Source organism: Sphaerotilus uruguayifluvii (genome assembly GCF_013294065.1).
In the GTDB taxonomy this organism is placed as follows: domain Bacteria; phylum Pseudomonadota; class Gammaproteobacteria; order Burkholderiales; family Burkholderiaceae_C; genus Sphaerotilus; species Sphaerotilus uruguayifluvii.
Window position 1 is genome coordinate 479602 of record NZ_JABSNM010000001.1, and the last position, 19481, is coordinate 499082.

Consider the following 19481-nt stretch of genomic DNA (forward strand, 5'->3'; position numbering starts at 1 on the left):
GTCGGGCGAGCCCGCGGCGCGGACCTCAGGCCTGCTCGGTCAGATGGCGCAGGTCCCAGTCCCGGTGCGGGTCGGTCAGCGCGGCGCGCTCGTCCAGCTCGTGGCGGCGCTGCGCGACGAAGAGATCGACCAGCACCTCGCCGAGCAGATCGCGCAGCGCGGCGCTGGCGTGCAGCGCGTCGAGCGCGTCCTGGGGCGTGCGCGGCAGCGCCGGGCCGCGGTCCTGGCGCGGCAGTTCGCCCTGCAGGCCCAGCAGCCCGGTGCCGAGCATCGAGGCCAGCGTCAGGTAGGGGCTGGCGTCGCCGCCGGGCAGGCGGTGCTCGATGCGGCGGTTGGCCGGGCTGGAGGCCGGCAGCCGGAAGGCGACCGCGCGGTCGTCGTCGCCCCAGCGGGCGTCGGTCGGCGAGGCGTCGCTGCGGCGCAGCCGCTCGAAGGAATGCGCCCACGGCGCCAGCAGCGCCATCGCCGCCGGCGCATGCGCCTGCAGTCCGCCGATGAAATGCGCCAGCTGCGGCCGGTCGCGGCCCTGCTCGTCGACGAAGGCGTTCAGGCCGGCGTGCGGACCGCGGGCATGCTGCAGGCTGGCATGCCAGTGCATGCCGGTGCCGGGCTGGTCGGCGAAGGGCTTGGCGATGAAGCTGGCCAGGAAGCCGTGGCGCACCGCCGTCTCGCGCGCCAGGCGCTTGAAGCGCCAGACCGCGTCGGCCATCGCCAGCGGCTCGCCTGGCGCGAAGTTGACCTCGTACTGGCCCGGCGCCGACTCGTGGCCGTGGCCGGTGACCGGAATGCGCTGCGCCGCGCAGGCGTCGAACAGCGCGTCGAAGTAGGGCGCGAACATCGCGGTGCGCTCCAGCGAGGCGATCTCCAGCGCGTGCTCGCGTGCGCCTGCACCCCCGGGCACGCCGGCCGGGCGCAGGCCGCCGTCGGGCGTGCGCTCGACGAGGAAGAACTCCAGCTCCGGCGCCACGGTGGCGCGCAGCCCGGCCGCCGCCAGCCGCGCCAGCACCCGGCGCAGCGCGGCGCGCGGCGACAGCGCGCTGGCATCCAGCGCCGCGCGCCCGGGCCGCGGCAGCGCGCCGGCCGGCTCGCAGATCACGCTGACGCGGTCGCTGCGGCCGGGCACCGGCACGGCGCTGGCCAGATCGGGCACGAGATGCAGGTCGCGGTAGTCCTCGGGCAGGATCGGGCCGAAGACCGCGTCCGGCTCGCCGCCGGTCAGCGTCACGCCCAGCACGACCGAGGGCAGCCGGCAGCCGCCCATCGCGTCGAAGTCGGCGCGCGCGACGATCTTTCCGCGCGCGACCGACGTGAAGTCGGCCACCGCGCACTCGACGCTGCGTGCGCCGTCGGGCAGGGCGTGCGGCGCGTTCATGGCTGGGCGACGCCCAGGAGGTCCGCGCCCAGCGCCTCGGCCACCTCGATGCCGTCGACGCCGGCCGACATGATGCCGCCGGCATAGCCCGCGCCTTCGCCGGCCGGGTAGAGGCCGCGCACGTTCAGGCTCTGGTAGTCGCGGCCGCGGGTGATGCGCAGCGGCGAGGAGGTGCGCGTCTCCACGCCGGTCAGCATCGCGCCGGGCATCGAGAAGCCCTTGATCTGGCGCTCGAAGGCCGGTAGCGCCTCCCGGATCGCGTCCAGCGCGTAGACCGGCAGCGAGCCGCGGTCCTTCTGCGCGAGATCCGTCAGGTGCACGCCCGGCTTGTAGGACGGCTCGACGTCGCCGAGCGTGCGGCTGCGCTGGCGCTTGATGAAGTCGCCGACCAGCTGGCCCGGCGCGCGGTAGTCGCCCTCGCCCAGCTCGAAGGCGCGGCTTTCCCAGAAGCGCTGGAAGGCGATGCCGTCGAGCGGGTTGACCGGGCCGCTGCCGCCGCGGTCCTGGCGGTAGTCCTCAGGGGTCAGGCCGACGACGATGCCGGCGTTGGCGTTGCGCTCGTTGCGCGAGTACTGGCTCATGCCGTTGGTCACCACCCGGTTCGGCTCGGAGGTGGCCGCCACCACCGTGCCGCCCGGGCACATGCAGAAGCTGTAGACCGAGCGGCCATTCTTGGCGTGGTGCACCAGCTTGTAGTCGGCCGCGCCCAGGATCGGGTTACCGGCGTTCGGGCCGAAGCGGGCGCGGTCGATCACGCCCTGCGGATGCTCGATGCGGTAGCCGATCGAGAAGGGCTTGGCCTCCATGTGGACGCCGCGCTCGTGCAGCATCGCGAAGGTGTCGCGCGCGCTGTGGCCCAGTGCCAGCACGACATGGTCGGTGCGGATCTGCTCGCCCGAGGCCAGCGTCACGCCGCGCACATGGCGCACGCCGTCGGCGTCCGGCTCCAGCAGCAGGTCGCTCACCTTCTGCTCGAAGCGGATCTCGCCGCCGAGCGCGACGATGTCGGCGCGCATCTTCTCGATCATGCTCACCAGCCGGAAGGTGCCGATGTGCGGCTTGCTGACGAACAGGATCTCCTCCGGGGCGCCGGCCTTGACGAACTCGGTCAGCACCTTGCGGGTGAGGTGGCGCGGGTCGCTGATCTGGCTGTAGAGCTTGCCGTCGGAGAAGGTGCCGGCGCCGCCCTCGCCGAACTGCACGTTCGACTCGGGGTTGAGCTCGCTGCGCCGCCACAGGCCCCAGGTGTCCTTGGTGCGCTGGCGCACGTCCTTGCCGCGCTCCAGCACGATGGGCTTCAGGCCCATCTGCGCCAGGATCAGCGCCGCGAACAGCCCGCACGGCCCGAAGCCGACGATCAGCGGGCGGCGATGCACCTCGCCGCCGCCGTCGGCGTGGAAGTCGGCCGGCGCGTGGCCGACGAAGCGGTAGCCGGTGTCCGGCGTCGGGCGGATCTGGTGGTCCTTCGGAAAGCGCGCGAAGACCGCCGCCTCGTCGCGCAGCGTGCAGTCGATCGTGTAGGTCAGGACGATGGCGGTCTTCTTGCGCGCGTCGTAGCCGCGGCGGAAGACGTGGAAGTCGATCAGCTCGGCCGCGTCGGCGAGCTGAAGCCGCGCCACGATGGCCGAGCGCAGCGCGTCCTCGGCGTGGTCCAGCGGCAGGCGGAGTTCGGTGATTCGGAGCATGACGGAATTGTCGCGCGGCCCGTGGCCGGCGCGGTCATCCGGCGCTCATTTCAGGAACCAGCCCCACAGGTTGTAGACCGCGCCGTTGACGCCGCCGGGCGTGCCGGCGCTGGGCAGCGAGGCCAGCGTGCCGCTGGTGACCAGCGCGCCGACACCGCTGCTCGAGACCATCAGCGTCGCGTTGCCGAGGTTGAAGCCGAACAGCCGGCCGCTGGTCAGCGTCGAGATCGGGAAGCCGAACAGCGTGTCGGCCGCGCTCGTCGATCCCGGGGCGGCCAGCGGCCGGGTGATCTGGTTCAGCGCCAGGTCGTAGCTCGACCAGCGGCCGTCGTTGGCCATCCACAGCAGCTTGCCGTCGGCGGCCTGCGCGCGCTGGGTGGCGCTGCTGCGCCAGGCGTCGCAGCCGGCGGGCAGGGTCTGCGCGGCGCCCCAGGCCTGCGTCGCCGCGCTCCAGGGCGTGCGCTGGCAGGTCGTGGCGTGGAACAGGCCGCTGCCGGCCCAGGCACCGCTGCCCGGGGCCTGCAGCCAGCCGGAATAGGCGCTGGCGCTGGTGCCGAGGTTGCGTGCCGCCCAGGTCCCGGTGGCCGAGGCGCTGGCCGCGCCCCAGATCACCGGCACGCTGGAGCCGGTCGGCGCCTGGCGCCACTGCACGAAGCTGCGCCCGCCCGGGCCGGCGGCCAGACCCAGGAAGCTGGCGTCGGCGCTGCCGGCGTCGATCACCTCCTGCGCCCGGAAGCTGCCGCCGACCGTGCCGCGCCGCGCGACGATGTCGCCGGTGCCGGCGCGCAGGTTGCGCCCGGCCACGGTCAGGTTGCGCGCGGCGTCGAGCTGCAGGTCGACATCGCCGCCGAGCCCGATGGCGGCCTGCAGCGTCCAGTCGGCGAAGACGCTGCGCGCGAAGCTGCTCTGGCCCTGCAGCCGCGCGGCCACCGCGACCCGCTGGGTGCCGATGGTGCTGCCCGGCGCGACCCAGCCCTCGTGCAGCACCGCGATGTCGCCGCTGTCGTTGATGCGCGGGATCGGCGCGCCCCAGTTGCGCGGCGAGTCGGCGATCAGCTCGGGCACGCCCCAGTTGCTGCCGTCGAAGGCGGCGCCGTAGAGGTAGTTGCAGGTCGCGACGGGGCTGGCGATGTAGGTGGTCGCGGTGCAGGCGCGGCGCACGAACCAGGTCGCGTAGGCGCGTCCGCCCGGCGCGACCGACAGCCCGAGGTCCCAGGTGCCGTTGCCCGGATGCATCGCCGGATCGGCGGCGCCGCTGATGACGGCCGGCGCGGTCCATGCCGGCGGGGTGCCGGCGCTGCCTGGCGTGCCGCGCACCGCCTGGAGCTGATAGCGCGAGCCGATCTTCTGCACGAAGACCGCGGTCACCGCGCCGCTGGCGTCGGCCATGCCCGCCTTGTAGGCGACGACCTCGGTGCCGCCGTTCTCGAGCAGCTGTCCGGCGCGCCAGGTGCGTCCGGCCAGCGTGCTGGCGGCCAGCGCGCCGGCGCGCGGCGCCTCGGTCACCTGGGATTCGGCGACGCTGCCCTCGTCGCCCCCGCCGCCGCAGCCGGCCGTCATCAGCGTGGCGGACAGCAGCGACACGGAGATCAGCGCTCTGGCCGGCGTGAAAGGCGTGCTGGTGGACATGGCATTTCTCCCGCAAGGAGCCTCGACCTGCTGCATGTGCGTGTTCTTCGTGAGATCACGCCACCATTCGCCCTGCCTGCTCCAGCCCTGATGAATGCCTGTCGTGAGGCCCCCAAGATGCCCGAGCGCCGCGCTGCCGGCAAGGCACGGCACGTTTGAAACGGTACCGGGCCGCAAGAGGTGTTTCGGGGGTGTGTCCGCTGGCCGGGCGCGTGGGCGGGCGAGGACCGTGCACGGCGTGGGCCCTCGCCTGCGCGAGGGCGACGGGAGGGTTGCGGCAGAGTGGGGGCTGGGGCTTGGGCGATGTTGAACCGGGTAGCCTGGCTCAGTTCAGCCCGCAATGCTGTTGGCATCCATCAGTCCGCGCAGCCGGGCCAGGGCCTCGCCGACCGTTCGCCCGTGGCGCTCGATGGTGTCGAGGATCTCGGCCGGGGTGCGGGTGTCCTGGGTGGTGCGCGCGTTCGGGTTGACCGCCTTGAGGTCGAAGGCGGCCGCGTCGATCGCCGCCGCGCGGGTGTCGGCCTCGCGGGCGGCTTTCTCCGCCGCCTGGATGGCCTGCTGACACGCCTCGATGTCGGCCTGCGGCACCGGCCGCGTCTTCTTCAGCGTGGCGAGCCGGGTCTTCAGCGTCACCGCCTGCTCGCGCCAGCGGGCCGTCTCGGCGTCGTGGGGCGCCTTGTCGGCCAGGGCCTGGGCGCGGCGGGCGGCGATGTCCACCGTCCACGAGTAGTCGCTGTCCGCCTCGGGCTGGCCGCGCCGGGCCAGCAGGCGGGCGAAGCTCGGGAAGGGCTGGTCGGCGTGGCGCTCGTGCCAGTCCTCGACCAGCGTGGCCGGCAGGGCCGCGTCGTCGAGCAGCGTGAAGTCGTCGGCCCAGCCGAAGTGGGCCAGCGTCATCGGGGTCTTCTTGCCGACCTTGACATGCGAGAGGTCGTAGTACCAGGTGCGCTCGGTCGGTCGGCCCTTGGTGAAGAACAGCAGGTTGGTCTTCACGCCCGCGCCGGCCGTCGAGAACACGCCGCCCGGCAGGCTGACGATGCACCACAGGTCACATTCGTCCAGCAGCCGGCGCTTGGTCTCGACGAAGGCGCTTTCGTTGGTGCGGAACAGCAGGCCCTCGTCGAACACCACGCCGCAGCGGCCGCCGGCAAAGCCCTCCTCGGGCGCGGGGGCCGACAGCTCGTCGAGGATCTGGCGCAGGAACAACAACTGCGTGGCGCCGCTGCTGGACTTGTAGCGCTTCTGGACGCGTGCGCTTTCCTTGCCGCCGAAGGGCGGGTTGGTCAGGATCACGTCGAAGGTGGCCGGGGCCTGCTCGAACAGGCCGGCGTAGGTCGGCAGGTCGGCCAGGGTGTTGCCGTGCCAGAGGTTGGGCTGGTCGATGCCGTGCAGCACCAGATTGGCCAGCGCGATCGGGAAGACGAGGTTTTCCTTTTCGCGCCCGAAGAAGGTCTCGTGGCGCAGGCGCTCCAGGTCGGTGCTCAGGGCTTCGTCGCCCATGCGCGCCTTCATCCACTCGAAGGACTGGGCCAGGAAGCCGCCGGTGCCGCAGCACGGGTCGTAGACCGTCTCGCCGAAGGTCGGGTTCAGCGTCGCCACGACGGCGCGCACCACCTCGCGCGGCGTGAAGAACTGGCCGCCGTCGGAGTTCTTCTCGCCCATCTTCAGCAGCAGATCCTCGTAGACCTGCGACAGCGTGAAGGTGTGGGTGTCGTCGAGCTGGCTGACGTCGATGGCGTGCAGCCGGTCGAGGATGTCGGTGAAGTCGCCTTCCGTGTCGACGCGCACGCGCTCCACGGCCGTCATCAGCCGGCCGATGACGCGCTGCTTCGGTGTGGCGTCCGGGTTGGGGCGGCCGTCGGGCAGGGTGGCCAGGCGGTGCAGGTGGGGCAGCAGTTCCTTGTTGACGAACTCGATCAGCGCGCCGATGCGCTGCTCGCCCAGGGCCTTGCGCTTCCAGCCGACGGGCTGGCCTTCGGGCGTCTGCCCGACGGATTCGGCGTTGGGCGGCGTGGGCGCGGCCCAGTCCTGCCAGCGGAACGGGGCGTGCAGCGAGGGCGTGAAATCGTTGCCGCCGGCCTCGGCTTCCTCGCGGGCGAGGGTTTCCTGGGCGTCGAGGATGCGCAGGAACAGGATCCAGGTCAGCTCGGGCACGTACTGCAGCGCGCTGGTGCAGTTGGAGCGGCGCAGGATGTCGCAGACCGTTCGGATGGTGCCCGACAGGCTGGGCGGGGTGCCGGCGCTGGGGCTCGGCTTGGCGTCGGCGGGCGCGGTGGTCTCGGGGGCGGTCTTCTTGGGGCGGGGCATGGATCGTTGTCTTGGATCAGTCGGTCTGCCGGAGCGCGTGCTCCAGCACCGACAACAGTGGGTTCAGCTCGGTCTGCACCGTCTGCCAGACCACATCGTGGTCGATGTCGAAGTAGGCATGCACCATGCGATTGCGCATGCTGATGATGGCCGGCCAGGGGATGCCGGCGATGCGGGCGCGGCCTTCCGGGGTGATGCGCGATGCGGCCTCGCCGATGATCTCGATGGCGCGCACGACGGCAAAGCGCAGCATGTCGTCGGTGTCGAGGTCGCTGCGCTGACGGCCGAGGAGAAACCGTTGCGCGGTGCGCGCGGCGTCGATCATGTGGCGCAGCCGGTTGCGATCCTCAGGCGACATAGGCCACCTGCGCCTGGTTGATGACCTCGTCGCGGAAATAGGGGCTCAGCTCCTGCGCCGTGCGCAGATCGACCTTGACGCCCAGCATCTCGGTCAGCTCCAGCTCGATGCCGCTCAGGCCGAGCAGGCCGGGCACCCGGTCGGGCTCGAATTCGACGAGAAGATCCAGATCGCTGTCGGGGCGGGCGGTGCCTTTCAGGCGAGAACCGAACACCGCCAGGCGCCGGATGCCGTGGCGCCGGCAGATCGGGGCCAGATCACCGGAAGACAGATGGGTCAGCGAGGGCGTGGACATGTCGGGTCTCCTTCGACGAGGCGCCATCTTCGGACAAGGCGGCTCACGGCGCCAGATCGAACGCCTGCGCCAGCAGCCGCGCCGGCAGTTGCTTCAGTTCTGCAAGCTGGCTGCGTGCGTGCTCTTTGATCAGTCGAGCCTGTGCGAGCTTGCCCGACAAGGTTTGACAGAACGCCATCTGTTCGGAGACGGGCGGCAGCGGCAGGGTCATGGCTTCAACCACGCCCTTGTTGATGTTCGGATCCTTGCGATTGCCTCCGCTGTACTTCATCCACTCCGGCCTGATGAAGCGTACCCATTCATGCAGAAAGTCGGGGGTCAGCAGATGTGGGTGCGGTTGCAGGGCACAGATGGCTTGGTTGGTGCATGCCGAGATTCCCAGGACGCCCGATTTGCCGATGGTCCCTGCTCCGCCATACATGGCGACCATGACCGTGCCGGCGGGCAGCAAGTTGCCTCGCATGGAGCGCATGGCCTCTGCCGAGATGGACTCCTCGGTGTGGGTCACGGTCCCGAAATTCAGGTCGAGCGTCTTGACCCAGGGAATGTCTCCGCGAAAGTAGTCGGCTTTGCCGCGACTCGGTGTGCCGCCCGCAGAGAGGTCACAGACCTCGACGAAGGCACTCTCGCGCGGCCACACATCAAGCACTGCCAGGAAAGCCTCTTGGCGCAATGCTGTTTCCAGCAGATCAGCGTGATCTACCTGCGCCTGCGCCGCCTGCCGCGCCGCTTCCGCTGCGGCGAGCTGTGCCTTCAGCGCCTGCACGATGGCGACCTGGGTCGGCCGGTCGGGCAGACACAGGTGGAAGGATTCCAGCATCGGCATGTAGATCGTCTTGTGCGTCGCGCCGGTGGCGAGTGCGCGCAGTTCGCGGCGAGAGCAGATCAGCGCGTACATCAGGAACTCGGGGTCGAGTTCGTCGCCGCAGACCCAGTTGGCAAAGTCCTGGCTGGTCGCCATCGGGCGGGCCATGATGGTGACGAAGCCGACCGAGGCGGTGCGCGAGAAGCAGACCGTGCCACGCGGCAGGATGCGCGCCGACGAGTTGGCAATGCCGGCCTCGTTGGTCTTGATCTGCGTCGATTTGACCCAGGTGCCGTCCAGCGCCCGGATCTCGGTCAGCGACACCCACGAGATGTCGCCGCCCCACCAGTCGGGCCGCGACCGGCTCGGCGTGTGGCCGCTTTCCAGCCGCGCCAGATCGGTCAGTTTGGCCCAGCGCCAGCCCTGCGGCGGCTCGGGAAGGTTTGGCGGCAGCATCACCGGCACGATCTCTTGCACAGATAACCTTTCTGAATTCATCAGGCGCGAAACAACCTCATCTTCACGTCCTTCACCACCTCCACCCCCTTGCCCAGCCCCGCCAGCGCCTTGAGCCCGCCCGCGCGGGCGATCTCGGGCACGCGCCAGAACTCGGGCGACTCCAGCGCCTCGGTGCCGCCGGCGGCGAACTGGTGCGCGAAGCCGCGCAGGACGATGGCGGTCTTGTCCGGCTGCGCCGCCAGCCACGGCGACTGCTGCGCCAGGAAGGCGTCGGCGCGCTCGCGTCGGCGCAGCGCCGGGGCCTCGTAGCCGTAGCGGGCGAACAGGTCGAAGGTGTCGAAGTCGTCCATCTGCACCAGCTCGCGCACCGCCTCGGGCGAGTAGTGTGCCCCGAGCAGGTGCTCCACCAGCGCCCGGCGCCGCTTCGCCTCCACCCACAGCCCACGGAAATCGGCCAGCGTCGCCGCCTCCTCCAGCACCCGCGCCACCATGCCGCGCCGGTACTCCTCCAGCGGCACCGCCACGTCGCGCCGCACGCCGTCCACCTCGCGCGACTGCAGGATGAAGCGCCCGACCAGTTCGACCCCCACCGCCTCGCCCGTCACCAGCTCCGGCACCACCGGCGGCGGCCGCCGATCGCCATCACCCGTGCCCACATCGCCCGCGCCACCGCCCGCCGGGCCGCCGCCGCCGTCGCCGCCACCGTCCCCGCCCAGCGTCTTGCGCCCGTTGCGATCCACCGTCAGGAACTCGGTCCCGAACAGATCCGTGACCCCGGTGTAGTCGTAGAGCCAGAACTTGAACTTGCGCGTCGGCTCGTCCAGCCGCGTGCCGCGCCCGACCATCTGATAGAACAGGATGCCCGAGGCCAGCGAGCGGAAGAACACCACCGCGTTGAGCCGCTCGATGTCCACGCCGGTCGCCAGCAGATCGACCGTGCAGGCGATGAAGCAGCGCTCGCCCGAGCTGCGCATCGGCCCGAGCAGCTCCGCGCCGCCGCTGGCGGTGCACTTGAAGGCATAGCTGTCCTTGGGCCGGCGCCCCTGCTGCGCGCACCAGTCGACGTACAGCCGCTGCATCTGCAGGGCCACCCGGTCGGCGTGCAGGTCGCGGGTACAGAAGATGATGACCTTCTGCTCCGGCCCGCCGCTGGCGCACAGCCGCGCGAACAGGTCGGCGCACATCGCCTCGATGCGCTCGGGCAGGATCAGGTCGTCGTCGAACTGGCGCGCGCCGTATGCGGGCTTCAGCTCCTCGGCCGGAATCGCCGCGCCGGTGCGCGCGTCGATGGCGCCGAGCGTCTCGATCTCTTCGCGGGTGAAGGTGCGCCCGTCGATCGAGGGTTTCAGCCGCACGATCTCGCAGGCGGCCAGATAGCCGTCCTCCTGCGCCTGGATCAGCGTGTAGGCATAGACCGGCTCGCCGAAGTAGGCGATGTTGTTGGCGCTGATGCGCTCGTCCTCGGCGGCCGCCGCCTCGATGTCCGGCGCCAGCGGCCCGTGCCGGCGCGGCGCACGCAACTGGCGCGGCGTGGCGGTCAGGCCGATCTGGATCGCCTGCGGATTGCGCTGAAGCACCGCCGACCAGCGCCCCCAGGCCGAGCGGTGGCACTCGTCGATGACGATGACCGAAAAGGCGTTCTCGCCGTAGTGCCGGCTCAGGAAGCTGTCGGCGCCGGGCGCACCGTCCTCGCCCGGCTCGCCGTCGATGCCCAGCGTCTGGTAGGTGGCGATGTGGACGCGGGCGTTGCGCGCCGCGTTGAGCCCGCCCGCCTCGGGGCGCACCGCGCGCACGCTGCCGCCCGGAAACGCCCGGCCGATCTTGTCCAGCGCCTGCTCGCGCAGCTCGTCGCGGTCGCACAGGAACAGCGCCGGCTTGGCGAGCTGCCCCGCCTCGTGCAGCCGCCACAGCAGGTTCGCCGCAATCACCGTCTTGCCCGCGCCGGTCGCCAGGCTCAGCAAGGCGCGCGGCGGCTGCCCCTCCTGCTGGCAGCGCAAGACCTTCTCGAAGACCGCCCTGATGGCGGCGCTCTGGTAGTAGCGCGGCCGGTCATAGGCGCGGCTGTCGGCCTGGAACAGCATCGCCGCCGCCGGCCGGCTCAGGTCCACGCCGCTGTCGCGCACATAGCGCGCCGTCAGCTCGGCATGGGTCGGGAACTCGCTCAGCGGCCGTACCGCGTCGCCCGGCTGCTGCGTCACCCGGTCGAACTCGGCATAGCGGTGCCCGTTGGTCGAGAACAGATAGCGCACCGCGTGGCGCTGCGCCGTGCCGGCGTAGTAGCCCTTGGCCTGCTGCATGCCCTTGAGCGGGTCGGCGTGCTCGTCCTTGGCCTCGATCACGCCCACCGGCAGCGGCTCGGGCAGGCCGGGCGGGTGGATGCACAGCAGATAGTCGGTGCGGCCCTTGCCGGAGCGGCGCCGGCCCTTCAGGTCGTCGGTCGCCAGCTCGACCGGAGCGGGTGTCTCCAGGCGCATCTTCCAGCGCTCGTCGTAGCCCTTGCTGCGCAGAACCGGATCAATCAGCCACAGGCGTGTTTCCGCCTCGTTCGACTGTGTCGTCATCGTCGAGTCCTTCTTTTCCCCTGAGGCTCGGATTTTCCACTCTGCCCGCGGGTCCTGCGTGGGCCCTCGCCTGCGCGAGGGTGACGGCATGGGGCGCGAGGGTGATGGAAGGGCGCGTGAGGGTGACGGAAGGGGGGGAGGGTGACGGCAGGCGGGCGCAACCTCTCTCCCGTCATGCCCGCGCAGGCGGGCACCCACGAGCGGGCAGGGCGCCAGGCCCGACAATCCGGGGCTGACCGTTCAACCTGCTCTGCATCCGCCCGCCCCGCCATGCCCCTGCCGCCGTTCTCCGATCTCCAGGCCGCCATCGTCGATCTCGACGGCACGATGGTCGACACCCAGGGCGACTTCGTCGTCGCGCTGAACCTGACGCTGGCGGAGCTGGCGCTGCCTGGCGTGGACCGCGCCTTCGTCGAGCGCACCGTCGGCAAGGGCAGCGAGCACCTGCTGCGCTCGACGCTGGCGCAGGTCGGCGGCGACGCGGCGCTCTACGACGCCGCCTGGACGGCCTACCAGCGCCATTACCTGGCGATCAACGGCCAGCATTCCGATGTCTATGCGGGCGTGGTCGAGGGCCTGACGCGGCTGCGCGCTGCCGGCCTGCGGCTGGCCTGCCTGACGAACAAGCCGCTTGGCTTCGCCCGGCCGCTGCTGGCGGCCAAGGGGCTGGACGGCTTCTTCGAGCTGACGTTCGGCGGCGACAGCTTCGCGCGCAAGAAGCCCGATCCGATGCCGTTGGTCGAGACCTGCCGCGCGCTGGGCACCGACCCGGCGCGCACGCTGATGATCGGCGACTCGCGCAACGATGCCGAGGCCGCGCGCGGCGCCGGCTGCCCGGTGGTGCTGCTGAGCTACGGCTACAACCACGGCGAGCCGGTGCGCGAGGTGCCGGCCGACGGCTGGTTCGACCGGATCGACGAGATCGGCTGACAGGCTGAAGACGGGCGGGCGACGCCCTGTTCGCGCGTCTTCGCCTTCGGCGTCAAGTCGGGGCTGGAGAAGACCCGAGCCGTCCCGCCGTCACTTGACGATGACGCGCTGCCAGCTGAACGGTCCGAAGGCATAGGCGCCGTTCGGCGCGCTGGCGTTCGGGTCGATCGTCAGCTTGAGCCATTCCATCGGCATCGTGCTGCCGTGGAAGACGACGCGGTGGAAGTTCGGCACGCTGTAGCCGCCGGGCTGGTTCAGGTAGGCATCGCTGCCGTAGGCGTTCTGGCCGGCCACGTCGGTGCACGGGCCGGCGGTGCCGCCCGAGGTGCTGCCGTCGGCCGCCACCGGCTCCTTGACGCAGCCCGCGCCCGGGGCCAGCGGGTTGTCGGAGCGGAAGGTGTGCGAGTCGCCGTTGAGCAGCAGCACCGGCTTGCCGAACGAGGCGGTGCGCGCGGCGATCGCGTCGACGAAGGGCTTGTACTGCGCGATGTGGGCGCGGCCGGCGGCCAGGTCGGCGTTGTCCGGGTCCCACATGTCGGCCTGCAGCAGGATCACCACGCCCGCGGCCCCGGCGCTGCGCGCCTGGCTGAAAGCGGTGTCGATCCAGCGCAGCGTGGCGGCGGTGCGCGTGCTGACCTCGCGCGCCTGCGCGCTGCTCATCGTCGGTGCGCCGTACCAGATGTCGTTGTCGCTGTTCGAGCCTCCGGGCACGTTCAGCGTCACGAACAGCACGTTCGACTGCAGCCACCAGACGTTCTCGACGAAGGCCGCATCGTCCGGGTAGGCCGCATCGTGCTCGCTGGCCTGGCTGTGCACCGTCATCGCCTTGCCGAGCGTGCGCCCGGCGGTCGGGAAGAAGACGGAGCGCACCAGCGCCAGGTTGGCGGCCGGATCACCGCCCTGGTAGCTGACCTGGCGGCCGCTGCTGTCGAGCACGTAGTCGACCTTGCCGCTGGTGGCGTTCCAGGTGCCGCCGCCTTCCTTCTTCTTGTGGCAGTCGGTCCATTCGTTGTCGCCCGGCGTGTAGACGACCGGCACCGTCAGCGCGTCGAGCATCGCCGCGACCGAGCGGTCGTAGCTTTCGGTGCAGTACTCCTTGCCCGAGTGGATGTCGCCGCCGTGCAGCAGGGCCGAGACGCTGGTGTCGGCCACGATGGACTTCAGGAAGGCCGGGGCGGCATTGAACTCGGCCGTGTCGGTCGGCGAGGTGCCATAGGGCAGGTCGCCGATCACCGCGACGGAGGTCGCGGTGGCGGTCGGCGCGCTGGCGGGGGCGGTGTCGGTGAGCGGGACGTCGCTGCCGCCGACGCAGGCGGCCAGGGCGAGCGTGAGCGGGGCCAGCCAGAGCGGCTGCAGTTTCGGGCAGGTCATGTGGGTGGATCCGGTGATCGTGTGTCGAAAGATGGGCTTCGCTTGAAATGATGTGAATGCCCGGTGACCTGCGTGTGGCAGGAACCCGTCGTGCGAAGGCTGACCGCATCCGGCGGCGCTGCTACACTGCGCCCCACCATGTTCACCACGCGCAAACACAGCATCGGCCGCGCCGCCGGGTCGCAAGACCGGGGAGCCTGGCCCTGGCGTCGCTGACCGCGATGCCTGGAGGCGGCCGCCTCTCCCACGCCCGGTGACGGGTCGGCCGCAGCAGATCCGCTGACACCTTGCTGCCGCGCCCCCGGTGCGGCCTGCGCCCCCCGACCAGCGAATCGACATCAACCAGGCCCGCGGCACGCACGCGCGTCCTGCACTGGTTCCTGACACGCGAGCATGCCGGCGGGCCCCGCCGGAGCCACACGTGATCACCGAACTCGAATTCAAGAGCCTGGCCGAACAGGGCTACAACCGCATCCCGCTCGTGTCCGAGGCCTTGGCCGACCTCGAGACACCGCTGTCCCTGTACCTGAAGCTGGCCGGCGGCAAGCCCTACAGCTTCCTGCTGGAGTCCGTCGTCGGCGGCGAGCGCTTCGGGCGCTATTCCTTCATCGGCCTGCCGGCGCGCACGCTGCTGCGGGCATCGAACGGCGTCACCGAGGTCGTCACCGACGGCAAGGTCGTCGAGCGCCACGAGGGCAACCCGCTCGACTTCGTCGAGGCCTACCAGAAGCGCTTCAAGGTGGCGCTGCGCCCCGGGCTGCCGCGCTTCTGCGGCGGGCTGGCGGGCTACTTCGGCTACGACACGGTGCGCTACATCGAGAAGAAGCTCGCCGACACCCGCCTGCCCGGCGGCATCGGTACGCCCGAGATCCAGCTGCTGCAGACCGAGGAGCTGGCCGTCATCGACAACCTCTCCGGGCGCCTGTACCTGATCGTCTACGCCGACCCGCGCACGCCCGAGGCCTACTTCAGCGCCCAGAAGCGCCTGTCGCAGCTGGCCGACCAGCTGCGCTACAGCGTCAGCGCCCCGCAGGTGAAGCGCGGCGCCTCGCACCCGGTCGAGCGCGAGTACGCCAAGGCCGACTTCGAGGCCGCGGTGCTCAAGGCCAAGGAATACATCGCCGCCGGCGACTGCATGCAGATCGTCATCGGCCAGCGCCTGAAGAAGCGCTACACCGAGAACCCGCTGTCGCTCTACCGCGCGCTGCGCTCGCTCAACCCGTCGCCCTACATGTACTACTACGACATGGGCGACTTCCACATCGTCGGCTCCTCGCCCGAGATCCTGGTGCGCCAGGAGGCGCGCACGGTGGAGGGCCGGGCGGAGAAGATCGTCACCATCCGCCCGATCGCCGGCACCAAGCCGCGCGGCGCCACGCCCGAGCAGGACCAGCAGAACGAGCGCGACCTGCTCGCCGACGCCAAGGAGCGCGCCGAGCACCTGATGCTGATCGACCTGGCGCGCAACGACATCGGCCGCATCGCCAAGACCGGCACCGTCAAGGTGACCGAGGCCTTCGGCATCGAGCGCTACTCGCACGTCATGCACATCGTCAGCAACGTCGAGGGCGTGCTGAAGGACGGCATGAGCAGCCTGGACGTGCTGCGCGCGAGCTTTCCCGCCGGCACGCTCTCGGGCGCGCCCAAGATCCACGCGATGGAGATCATCGACCAGCTCGAGATCAGCGAGCGCGGCATCTACGGCGGCGCGGTCGGGTATCTCAGCTTCGCCGGCGACATGGACGTGGCCATCGCCATCCGCACCGGCGTCATCAAGGACCAGACGCTCTACGTGCAGGCCGGTGCCGGCGTGGTCGCCGACTCGGTGCCCGAGATGGAGTGGAAGGAGACCGAGGTGAAGATGCGCGCGGTGATCCGCGCCGCCGAGCTGGTCGAGGAAGGTTTCTGAGGAACGAAGGAGAACGCCATGCTGCTGATGATCGACAACTACGACTCGTTCACCTTCAACCTCGTGCAGTACTTCGCCGAGCTGGGCGAGGACGTGCGGGTGCACCGCAACGACGAGATTTCCCTGGCCGACATCGAGGCGATGAAGCCCGATCGCCTGGTGCTGTCGCCGGGCCCGTGCTCGCCGGCGGAGGCCGGCATCTGCATCGAGGCGATCCGGCACTTCAAGGGCCGGCTGCCGATCCTGGGCGTGTGCCTGGGGCACCAGAGCATCGGCGCCGCGCTGGGCGGCAACATCATCCGCGCGCAGGTGCAGATGCACGGCAAGGCCGACACCATCACCACCGATCAGCAGGGCGTGTTCGCCGACCTGCCTGCGCAGTTCCGCGTGATCCGCTACCACTCGCTGGCGATCGAGCGCGCCACGCTGCCGCCCGAGCTGGTCGTTACCGCCACCAGCGGCGACGGCGAGATCATGGGCGTGCGCCACCGCGAGGTCGCGCTGGAGGGCGTGCAGTTCCACCCCGAGTCCATCCTGAGCGAGCACGGCCACGCGATGCTGCGCAACTTCCTCAACACGCCCAACCGCTGACCGCCCACCGAGCCAGGAGCCGCGCCATGTCCATCACCAACACCGAAGCCCTGACCCGCGTCATCGAGCACCGCGAGATCTTCCACGACGAGATGCTCACGCTGATGCGGCGCATCATGGCCGGCGAGATGTCGCCGACCATGACCGCCGCACTGCTGACCGGCCTGCGGGTCAAGAAGGAGACCATCGGCGAGATCACGGCCGCCGCGCAGGTCATGCGCGAATGCTCGGTCAAGGTCAACGTCGCCGACCGCACCCATCTGGTCGACATCGTCGGCACCGGCGGCGACGGCTCGCACACCTTCAACATCTCGACCTGCACGATGTTCGTGGCCGCGGCGGCCGGCGCGCGGGTGAGCAAGCACGGCGGGCGCAGCGTCTCCAGCAAGTCCGGCAGCGCCGACGTGCTCGAGGCGCTGGGCGTGCCGATGACGCTCTCGCCGCAGGCGGTGGCGCAGTGCATCCAGGACACCGGCATCGGCTTCATGTTCGCGCCCAACCACCATCCGGCGATGAAGAACGTGGCGCCGGTGCGCCGCGAGCTGGGCGTGCGCACGATCTTCAACATCCTCGGGCCGCTGACCAACCCGGCCGACGCGCCCAACATCCTGATGGGCGTCTTCCACCCCGATCTGGTCGGCATCCAGGTGCGCGCGCTGCAGCGCCTGGGCGCCGAGCACGCGCTGGTGGTCTACGGCCGCGACGGCATGGACGAGGTCTCGCTGGGCGCCGGCACCCTGGTCGGCGAGCTGCGCGACGGCGAGATCCGCGAGTACGAGATCCACCCCGAGGACTTCGGCCTGACGATGGCGAGCAACCGCGCGCTGAAGGTCGACACGCCCGAGCAGTCGCGCGAGCTGCTGCGCGCGGTGCTGGACAACCAGCCCGGCCCGGCGCGCGACATCGTCATGCTCAACGCCGGCGTGGCGCTCTACGCCGCCAACGTCGCCGCGACGATGGCCGAGGGCGTCGAGCGTGCCCGCGAGGCGCTGGCCAGCGGCCGCGCCGCCGAGCGCCTGACGCAGTTCGTCTCCCGCGCCCAGCAACTGGCTGCCTGAACCATGAACCCGAACACCCCCGACATCCTCGCCCGCATCGTCGTCACCAAGCACGAGGAGGTGGCCGCGGCCCGCGCCGCGAAATCCCTGGCCGCCGTCCGCGCCGAGGCCGAGGCGCGCGCCGCCGACCTGCGCGGCTTCGAGGCCGCGCTGCGCGCCAAGGTCGCCGCCGGCCAGCCCGCGGTGATCGCCGAGATCAAGAAGGCCAGCCCGAGCAAGGGCGTGATCCGCGCCGACTTCCGCCCGGCCGAGATCGCCGCCAGCTACGCCCGCCACGGCGCCGCCTGCCTGAGCGTGCTGACCGACGTGCAGTACTTCCAGGGCCGCACCGAGTACCTGCAGCAGGCGCGCGCCGCCTGTGCGCTGCCGGTGCTGCGCAAGGACTTCATGGTCGACGAGTACCAGGTGCACGAGGCGCGCGCGATGGGCGCGGACTGCATCCTGCTGATCGCCGCCTGCCTGGACGACGCGCAGATGGCCGACCTGGAGGCGGTGGCGCTCGCGCACGGCATGAGCGTGCTGGTCGAGGTGCATGACCGCGCCGAGCTGCACCGCGCGCTGAAGCTGAAGACGCCGCTGCTGGGCATCAACAACCGCGACCTGCGCAGCTTCTCGGTGACGCTGGATACCACGCTGGGCCTGCTGGGCGAGGTGCCGGCCGACCGGCTGCTGGTGACCGAGTCCGGCATCCTGGGGCCGGCGGACGTGGTGCGCATGCGCGGCGCCGATGTCAACGCCTTCCTGGTCGGCGAGGCCTTCATGCGCGCCGACGACCCTGGCGCGGCGCTGGCGGCGCTGTTCGCGGCATGACGCTGCCCGACAACCGCCTGCGCGTTCCGCTGGCCGAGGCGCTGCGCCAAGGCCTGCCCGAAGGCTGGAGTCGCCTCGTCGAGGGCTTCCTGGCCGGCGCGGCCGGGCAAGGGCTGTGCGAGGCGGTCGATGCGCGCGTCGCGGCCGGCACGGAGGTCTATCCGGCGCGGCCGCTGCGCGCGCTGCAGGGTCTGGCGCCGCAGCAGGTGAAGGTCGTCATTCTCGGCCAGGACCCGTACCACGGCCCCGGCGAGGCCGAGGGCCTGGCCTTCTCGGTCGCCGAAGGGGTGAAGATCCCGCCCAGCCTGCGCAACATCCGTCAGGAGCTGCAGACCGACCTGGGGCTGGCGGCGCCGGACTCGGGCAGTCTCTCCGCCTGGGTCGAGGCGGGCGTGCTGCTGCTCAACACCAGCCTGACCGTCGAGCGCGACCGTCCGGCCAGCCATGCGAAGCTGGGCTGGCAGGCGCTGACGGACGCGATCGTCGCGCGGGTGGCCGCGGCGCCGCAGCCCAAGGTCTTCCTGCTGTGGGGCGCGCATGCGCAGGCCCGCCTGCCGGTGATCGAGGCCGTCGGGACCCACACCCACGTCATCGCCTCGAACCATCCGTCACCGTTGTCGGCCCGGCGTCCGCCGGTGCCCTTCGTCGGCAGCCGGCCGTTCTCGGCGGCGAATGCCTGGCTGCAAGGGCAGGGCGTCGAAGCGGTGAACTGGGCTCTCGAAGCGACTTCAACAAAAAAATTGCCCAAAACGCTTGCGTCGCAGATGAGCCTTTGCTAAAGTTTATGTCTCGCCCAGGAGGGGTGCCCGAGTGGCTAAAGGGGGCAGACTGTAAATCTGTTGGCTTACGCCTACGCTGGTTCGAATCCAGCCTCCTCCACCAAGCGAAACGCGTCTAGGCGGTTGCTTCGGTCTTCGAAGTGAATCCGCATGGCAGGGCGGGAGTAGTTCAATGGTAGAACCTCAGCCTTCCAAGCTGATGACACGGGTTCGATTCCCGTTTCCCGCTCCAGGTGTCGTTGTCGCGGCGAATCATCTTTGGTGTTGTGTCGATCGTGTCGACACGGGCTTGCGCGTGATGCGCTCAAGCCTGTGTCGATGCCCATGTGGCTCAGTGGTAGAGCACTCCCTTGGTAAGGGAGAGGTCGCGCGTTCGATCCGCGCCATGGGCACCACCCGATACCGCCTGTCTTACTCGTCGTATTGAACGCACTCAGGAGCGCGAAATCATGGCTAAGGAAAAGTTCGAACGGACCAAGCCGCACGTCAACGTCGGCACCATCGGTCACGTGGACCATGGCAAGACCACCCTGACGGCAGCGATCACGACCGTTCTGTCGAAGAA

General features: G+C 70.6%; 16 protein-coding genes and 3 tRNA genes. 10 read left to right on the forward strand and 9 right to left on the reverse strand.

Annotation, left to right across the window (positions count from 1 at the left end):
* Window positions 1-25: 25 nt before the first annotated feature.
* The 8 genes from HNQ01_RS02150 to HNQ01_RS02185 all read right to left on the reverse strand — a co-directional run bounded on the left by HNQ01_RS02150 (window position 26) and on the right by HNQ01_RS02185 (window position 11468).
* Window positions 26-1372, reverse strand: a complete 1347-nt coding sequence (locus HNQ01_RS02150) for a type I glutamate--ammonia ligase (protein ID WP_173803649.1) — start codon at window positions 1370-1372, stop codon at window positions 26-28.
* A complete protein-coding gene (locus tag HNQ01_RS02155; RefSeq protein WP_173803650.1) occupies window positions 1369-3057 on the reverse strand; it encodes an NAD(P)/FAD-dependent oxidoreductase in 1689 nt (562 codons plus the stop codon). The genes HNQ01_RS02150 and HNQ01_RS02155 overlap by 4 nt, the downstream gene beginning before the upstream one ends.
* Window positions 3058-3102: 45 nt before the next feature.
* Window positions 3103-4686, reverse strand: coding sequence for a hypothetical protein (locus HNQ01_RS02160; protein WP_173803651.1), 1584 nt, complete (start codon window positions 4684-4686; stop codon window positions 3103-3105).
* Window positions 4687-5016: 330 nt separating this feature from the next.
* Window positions 5017-6990: a class I SAM-dependent DNA methyltransferase gene (locus tag HNQ01_RS02165; protein WP_173803652.1), complete on the reverse strand. Its 1974-nt coding sequence runs from the start codon at window positions 6988-6990 to the stop codon at window positions 5017-5019.
* Window positions 6991-7006: 16 nt separating this feature from the next.
* Window positions 7007-7315: a HepT-like ribonuclease domain-containing protein gene (locus HNQ01_RS02170; protein ID WP_286180397.1), complete on the reverse strand. Its 309-nt coding sequence runs from the start codon at window positions 7313-7315 to the stop codon at window positions 7007-7009.
* A gap of 22 nt (window positions 7316-7337) precedes the next feature.
* Window positions 7338-7643: a nucleotidyltransferase family protein gene (locus tag HNQ01_RS02175; RefSeq protein ID WP_173803654.1), complete on the reverse strand. Its 306-nt coding sequence runs from the start codon at window positions 7641-7643 to the stop codon at window positions 7338-7340.
* A 43-nt stretch (window positions 7644-7686) separates the two neighbouring features.
* Window positions 7687-8925: a restriction endonuclease subunit S gene (locus tag HNQ01_RS02180; protein ID WP_173803655.1), complete on the reverse strand. Its 1239-nt coding sequence runs from the start codon at window positions 8923-8925 to the stop codon at window positions 7687-7689.
* Between the two features lie 20 nt (window positions 8926-8945).
* Window positions 8946-11468 carry a DEAD/DEAH box helicase family protein gene (locus tag HNQ01_RS02185; protein ID WP_173803656.1) on the reverse strand — a complete coding sequence of 841 codons (2523 nt, stop codon included), beginning with the start codon at window positions 11466-11468 and terminating at the stop codon, window positions 8946-8948.
* A 270-nt stretch (window positions 11469-11738) separates the two neighbouring features.
* On the opposite strand from HNQ01_RS02185, the gene gph reads away from it, so the two are divergent.
* Window positions 11739-12398, forward strand: coding sequence for a phosphoglycolate phosphatase (gph, locus tag HNQ01_RS02190; protein ID WP_173803657.1), 660 nt, complete (start codon window positions 11739-11741; stop codon window positions 12396-12398).
* Between the two features lie 90 nt (window positions 12399-12488).
* Here the strand turns inward: gph and HNQ01_RS02195 are convergent, their stop codons facing one another.
* The gene (locus tag HNQ01_RS02195) at window positions 12489-13769 is read right to left on the reverse strand and encodes a metallophosphoesterase (RefSeq protein ID WP_173803658.1); all 1281 of its coding nucleotides are present in this window, start codon (window positions 13767-13769) and stop codon (window positions 12489-12491) included.
* 421 nt (window positions 13770-14190) lie between these two features.
* Here HNQ01_RS02195 and trpE point away from each other — a divergent pair, with 421 nt between their 5' ends.
* The 9 genes from trpE to HNQ01_RS02240 all read left to right on the forward strand — a co-directional run.
* Window positions 14191-15678, forward strand: coding sequence for an anthranilate synthase component I (trpE, locus tag HNQ01_RS02200; RefSeq protein ID WP_173803659.1), 1488 nt, complete (start codon window positions 14191-14193; stop codon window positions 15676-15678).
* Window positions 15679-15696: 18 nt separating this feature from the next.
* Entirely contained in the window at window positions 15697-16269 is a 573-nt protein-coding gene (locus tag HNQ01_RS02205) for an anthranilate synthase component II (RefSeq protein WP_173803660.1), read from the forward strand.
* Between the two features lie 26 nt (window positions 16270-16295).
* Window positions 16296-17327: an anthranilate phosphoribosyltransferase gene (gene trpD, locus HNQ01_RS02210; protein ID WP_173803661.1), complete on the forward strand. Its 1032-nt coding sequence runs from the start codon at window positions 16296-16298 to the stop codon at window positions 17325-17327.
* Window positions 17328-17330: 3 nt separating this feature from the next.
* Window positions 17331-18137 (forward strand): indole-3-glycerol phosphate synthase TrpC, encoded by an 807-nt coding sequence (gene trpC, locus HNQ01_RS02215; RefSeq protein WP_173803662.1) that lies wholly within the window; start codon window positions 17331-17333, stop codon window positions 18135-18137.
* The gene (locus HNQ01_RS02220) at window positions 18134-18916 is read left to right on the forward strand and encodes a uracil-DNA glycosylase (RefSeq protein ID WP_173803663.1); all 783 of its coding nucleotides are present in this window, start codon (window positions 18134-18136) and stop codon (window positions 18914-18916) included. The genes trpC and HNQ01_RS02220 overlap by 4 nt, the downstream gene beginning before the upstream one ends.
* 17 nt (window positions 18917-18933) lie before the next feature.
* Window positions 18934-19019: transfer RNA gene (locus HNQ01_RS02225), tRNA-Tyr, on the forward strand.
* A 55-nt stretch (window positions 19020-19074) separates the two neighbouring features.
* A tRNA-Gly gene (locus HNQ01_RS02230) sits at window positions 19075-19148 on the forward strand.
* Between the two features lie 88 nt (window positions 19149-19236).
* Window positions 19237-19311 (forward strand) — tRNA-Thr (locus tag HNQ01_RS02235).
* A gap of 54 nt (window positions 19312-19365) precedes the next feature.
* Window positions 19366-19481: GTP-binding protein (locus tag HNQ01_RS02240; protein WP_217427379.1), on the forward strand; the 116-nt coding region annotated here is incomplete at its 3' end.

What these genes read in the sequence shown, in the direction of transcription:
- HNQ01_RS02150 (WP_173803649.1), bottom strand. Translation starts at nt 1,372, where the DNA reads ATGAACGCGCCGCACGCCCTGCCCGACGGCGCACGCAGCGTCGAGTGC.
- HNQ01_RS02155 (WP_173803650.1), bottom strand. Translation starts at nt 3,057, where the DNA reads ATGCTCCGAATCACCGAACTCCGCCTGCCGCTGGACCACGCCGAGGAC.
- HNQ01_RS02160 (WP_173803651.1), bottom strand. Translation starts at nt 4,686, where the DNA reads ATGTCCACCAGCACGCCTTTCACGCCGGCCAGAGCGCTGATCTCCGTG.
- HNQ01_RS02165 (WP_173803652.1), bottom strand. Translation starts at nt 6,990, where the DNA reads ATGCCCCGCCCCAAGAAGACCGCCCCCGAGACCACCGCGCCCGCCGAC.
- HNQ01_RS02170 (WP_286180397.1), bottom strand. Translation starts at nt 7,315, where the DNA reads ATGATCGACGCCGCGCGCACCGCGCAACGGTTTCTCCTCGGCCGTCAG.
- HNQ01_RS02175 (WP_173803654.1), bottom strand. Translation starts at nt 7,643, where the DNA reads ATGTCCACGCCCTCGCTGACCCATCTGTCTTCCGGTGATCTGGCCCCG.
- HNQ01_RS02185 (WP_173803656.1), bottom strand. Translation starts at nt 11,468, where the DNA reads ATGACGACACAGTCGAACGAGGCGGAAACACGCCTGTGGCTGATTGAT.
- gph (WP_173803657.1), top strand. Translation starts at nt 11,739, where the DNA reads ATGCCCCTGCCGCCGTTCTCCGATCTCCAGGCCGCCATCGTCGATCTC.
- HNQ01_RS02195 (WP_173803658.1), bottom strand. Translation starts at nt 13,769, where the DNA reads ATGACCTGCCCGAAACTGCAGCCGCTCTGGCTGGCCCCGCTCACGCTC.
- HNQ01_RS02205 (WP_173803660.1), top strand. Translation starts at nt 15,697, where the DNA reads ATGCTGCTGATGATCGACAACTACGACTCGTTCACCTTCAACCTCGTG.
- trpD (WP_173803661.1), top strand. Translation starts at nt 16,296, where the DNA reads ATGTCCATCACCAACACCGAAGCCCTGACCCGCGTCATCGAGCACCGC.
- trpC (WP_173803662.1), top strand. Translation starts at nt 17,331, where the DNA reads ATGAACCCGAACACCCCCGACATCCTCGCCCGCATCGTCGTCACCAAG.
- HNQ01_RS02220 (WP_173803663.1), top strand. Translation starts at nt 18,134, where the DNA reads ATGACGCTGCCCGACAACCGCCTGCGCGTTCCGCTGGCCGAGGCGCTG.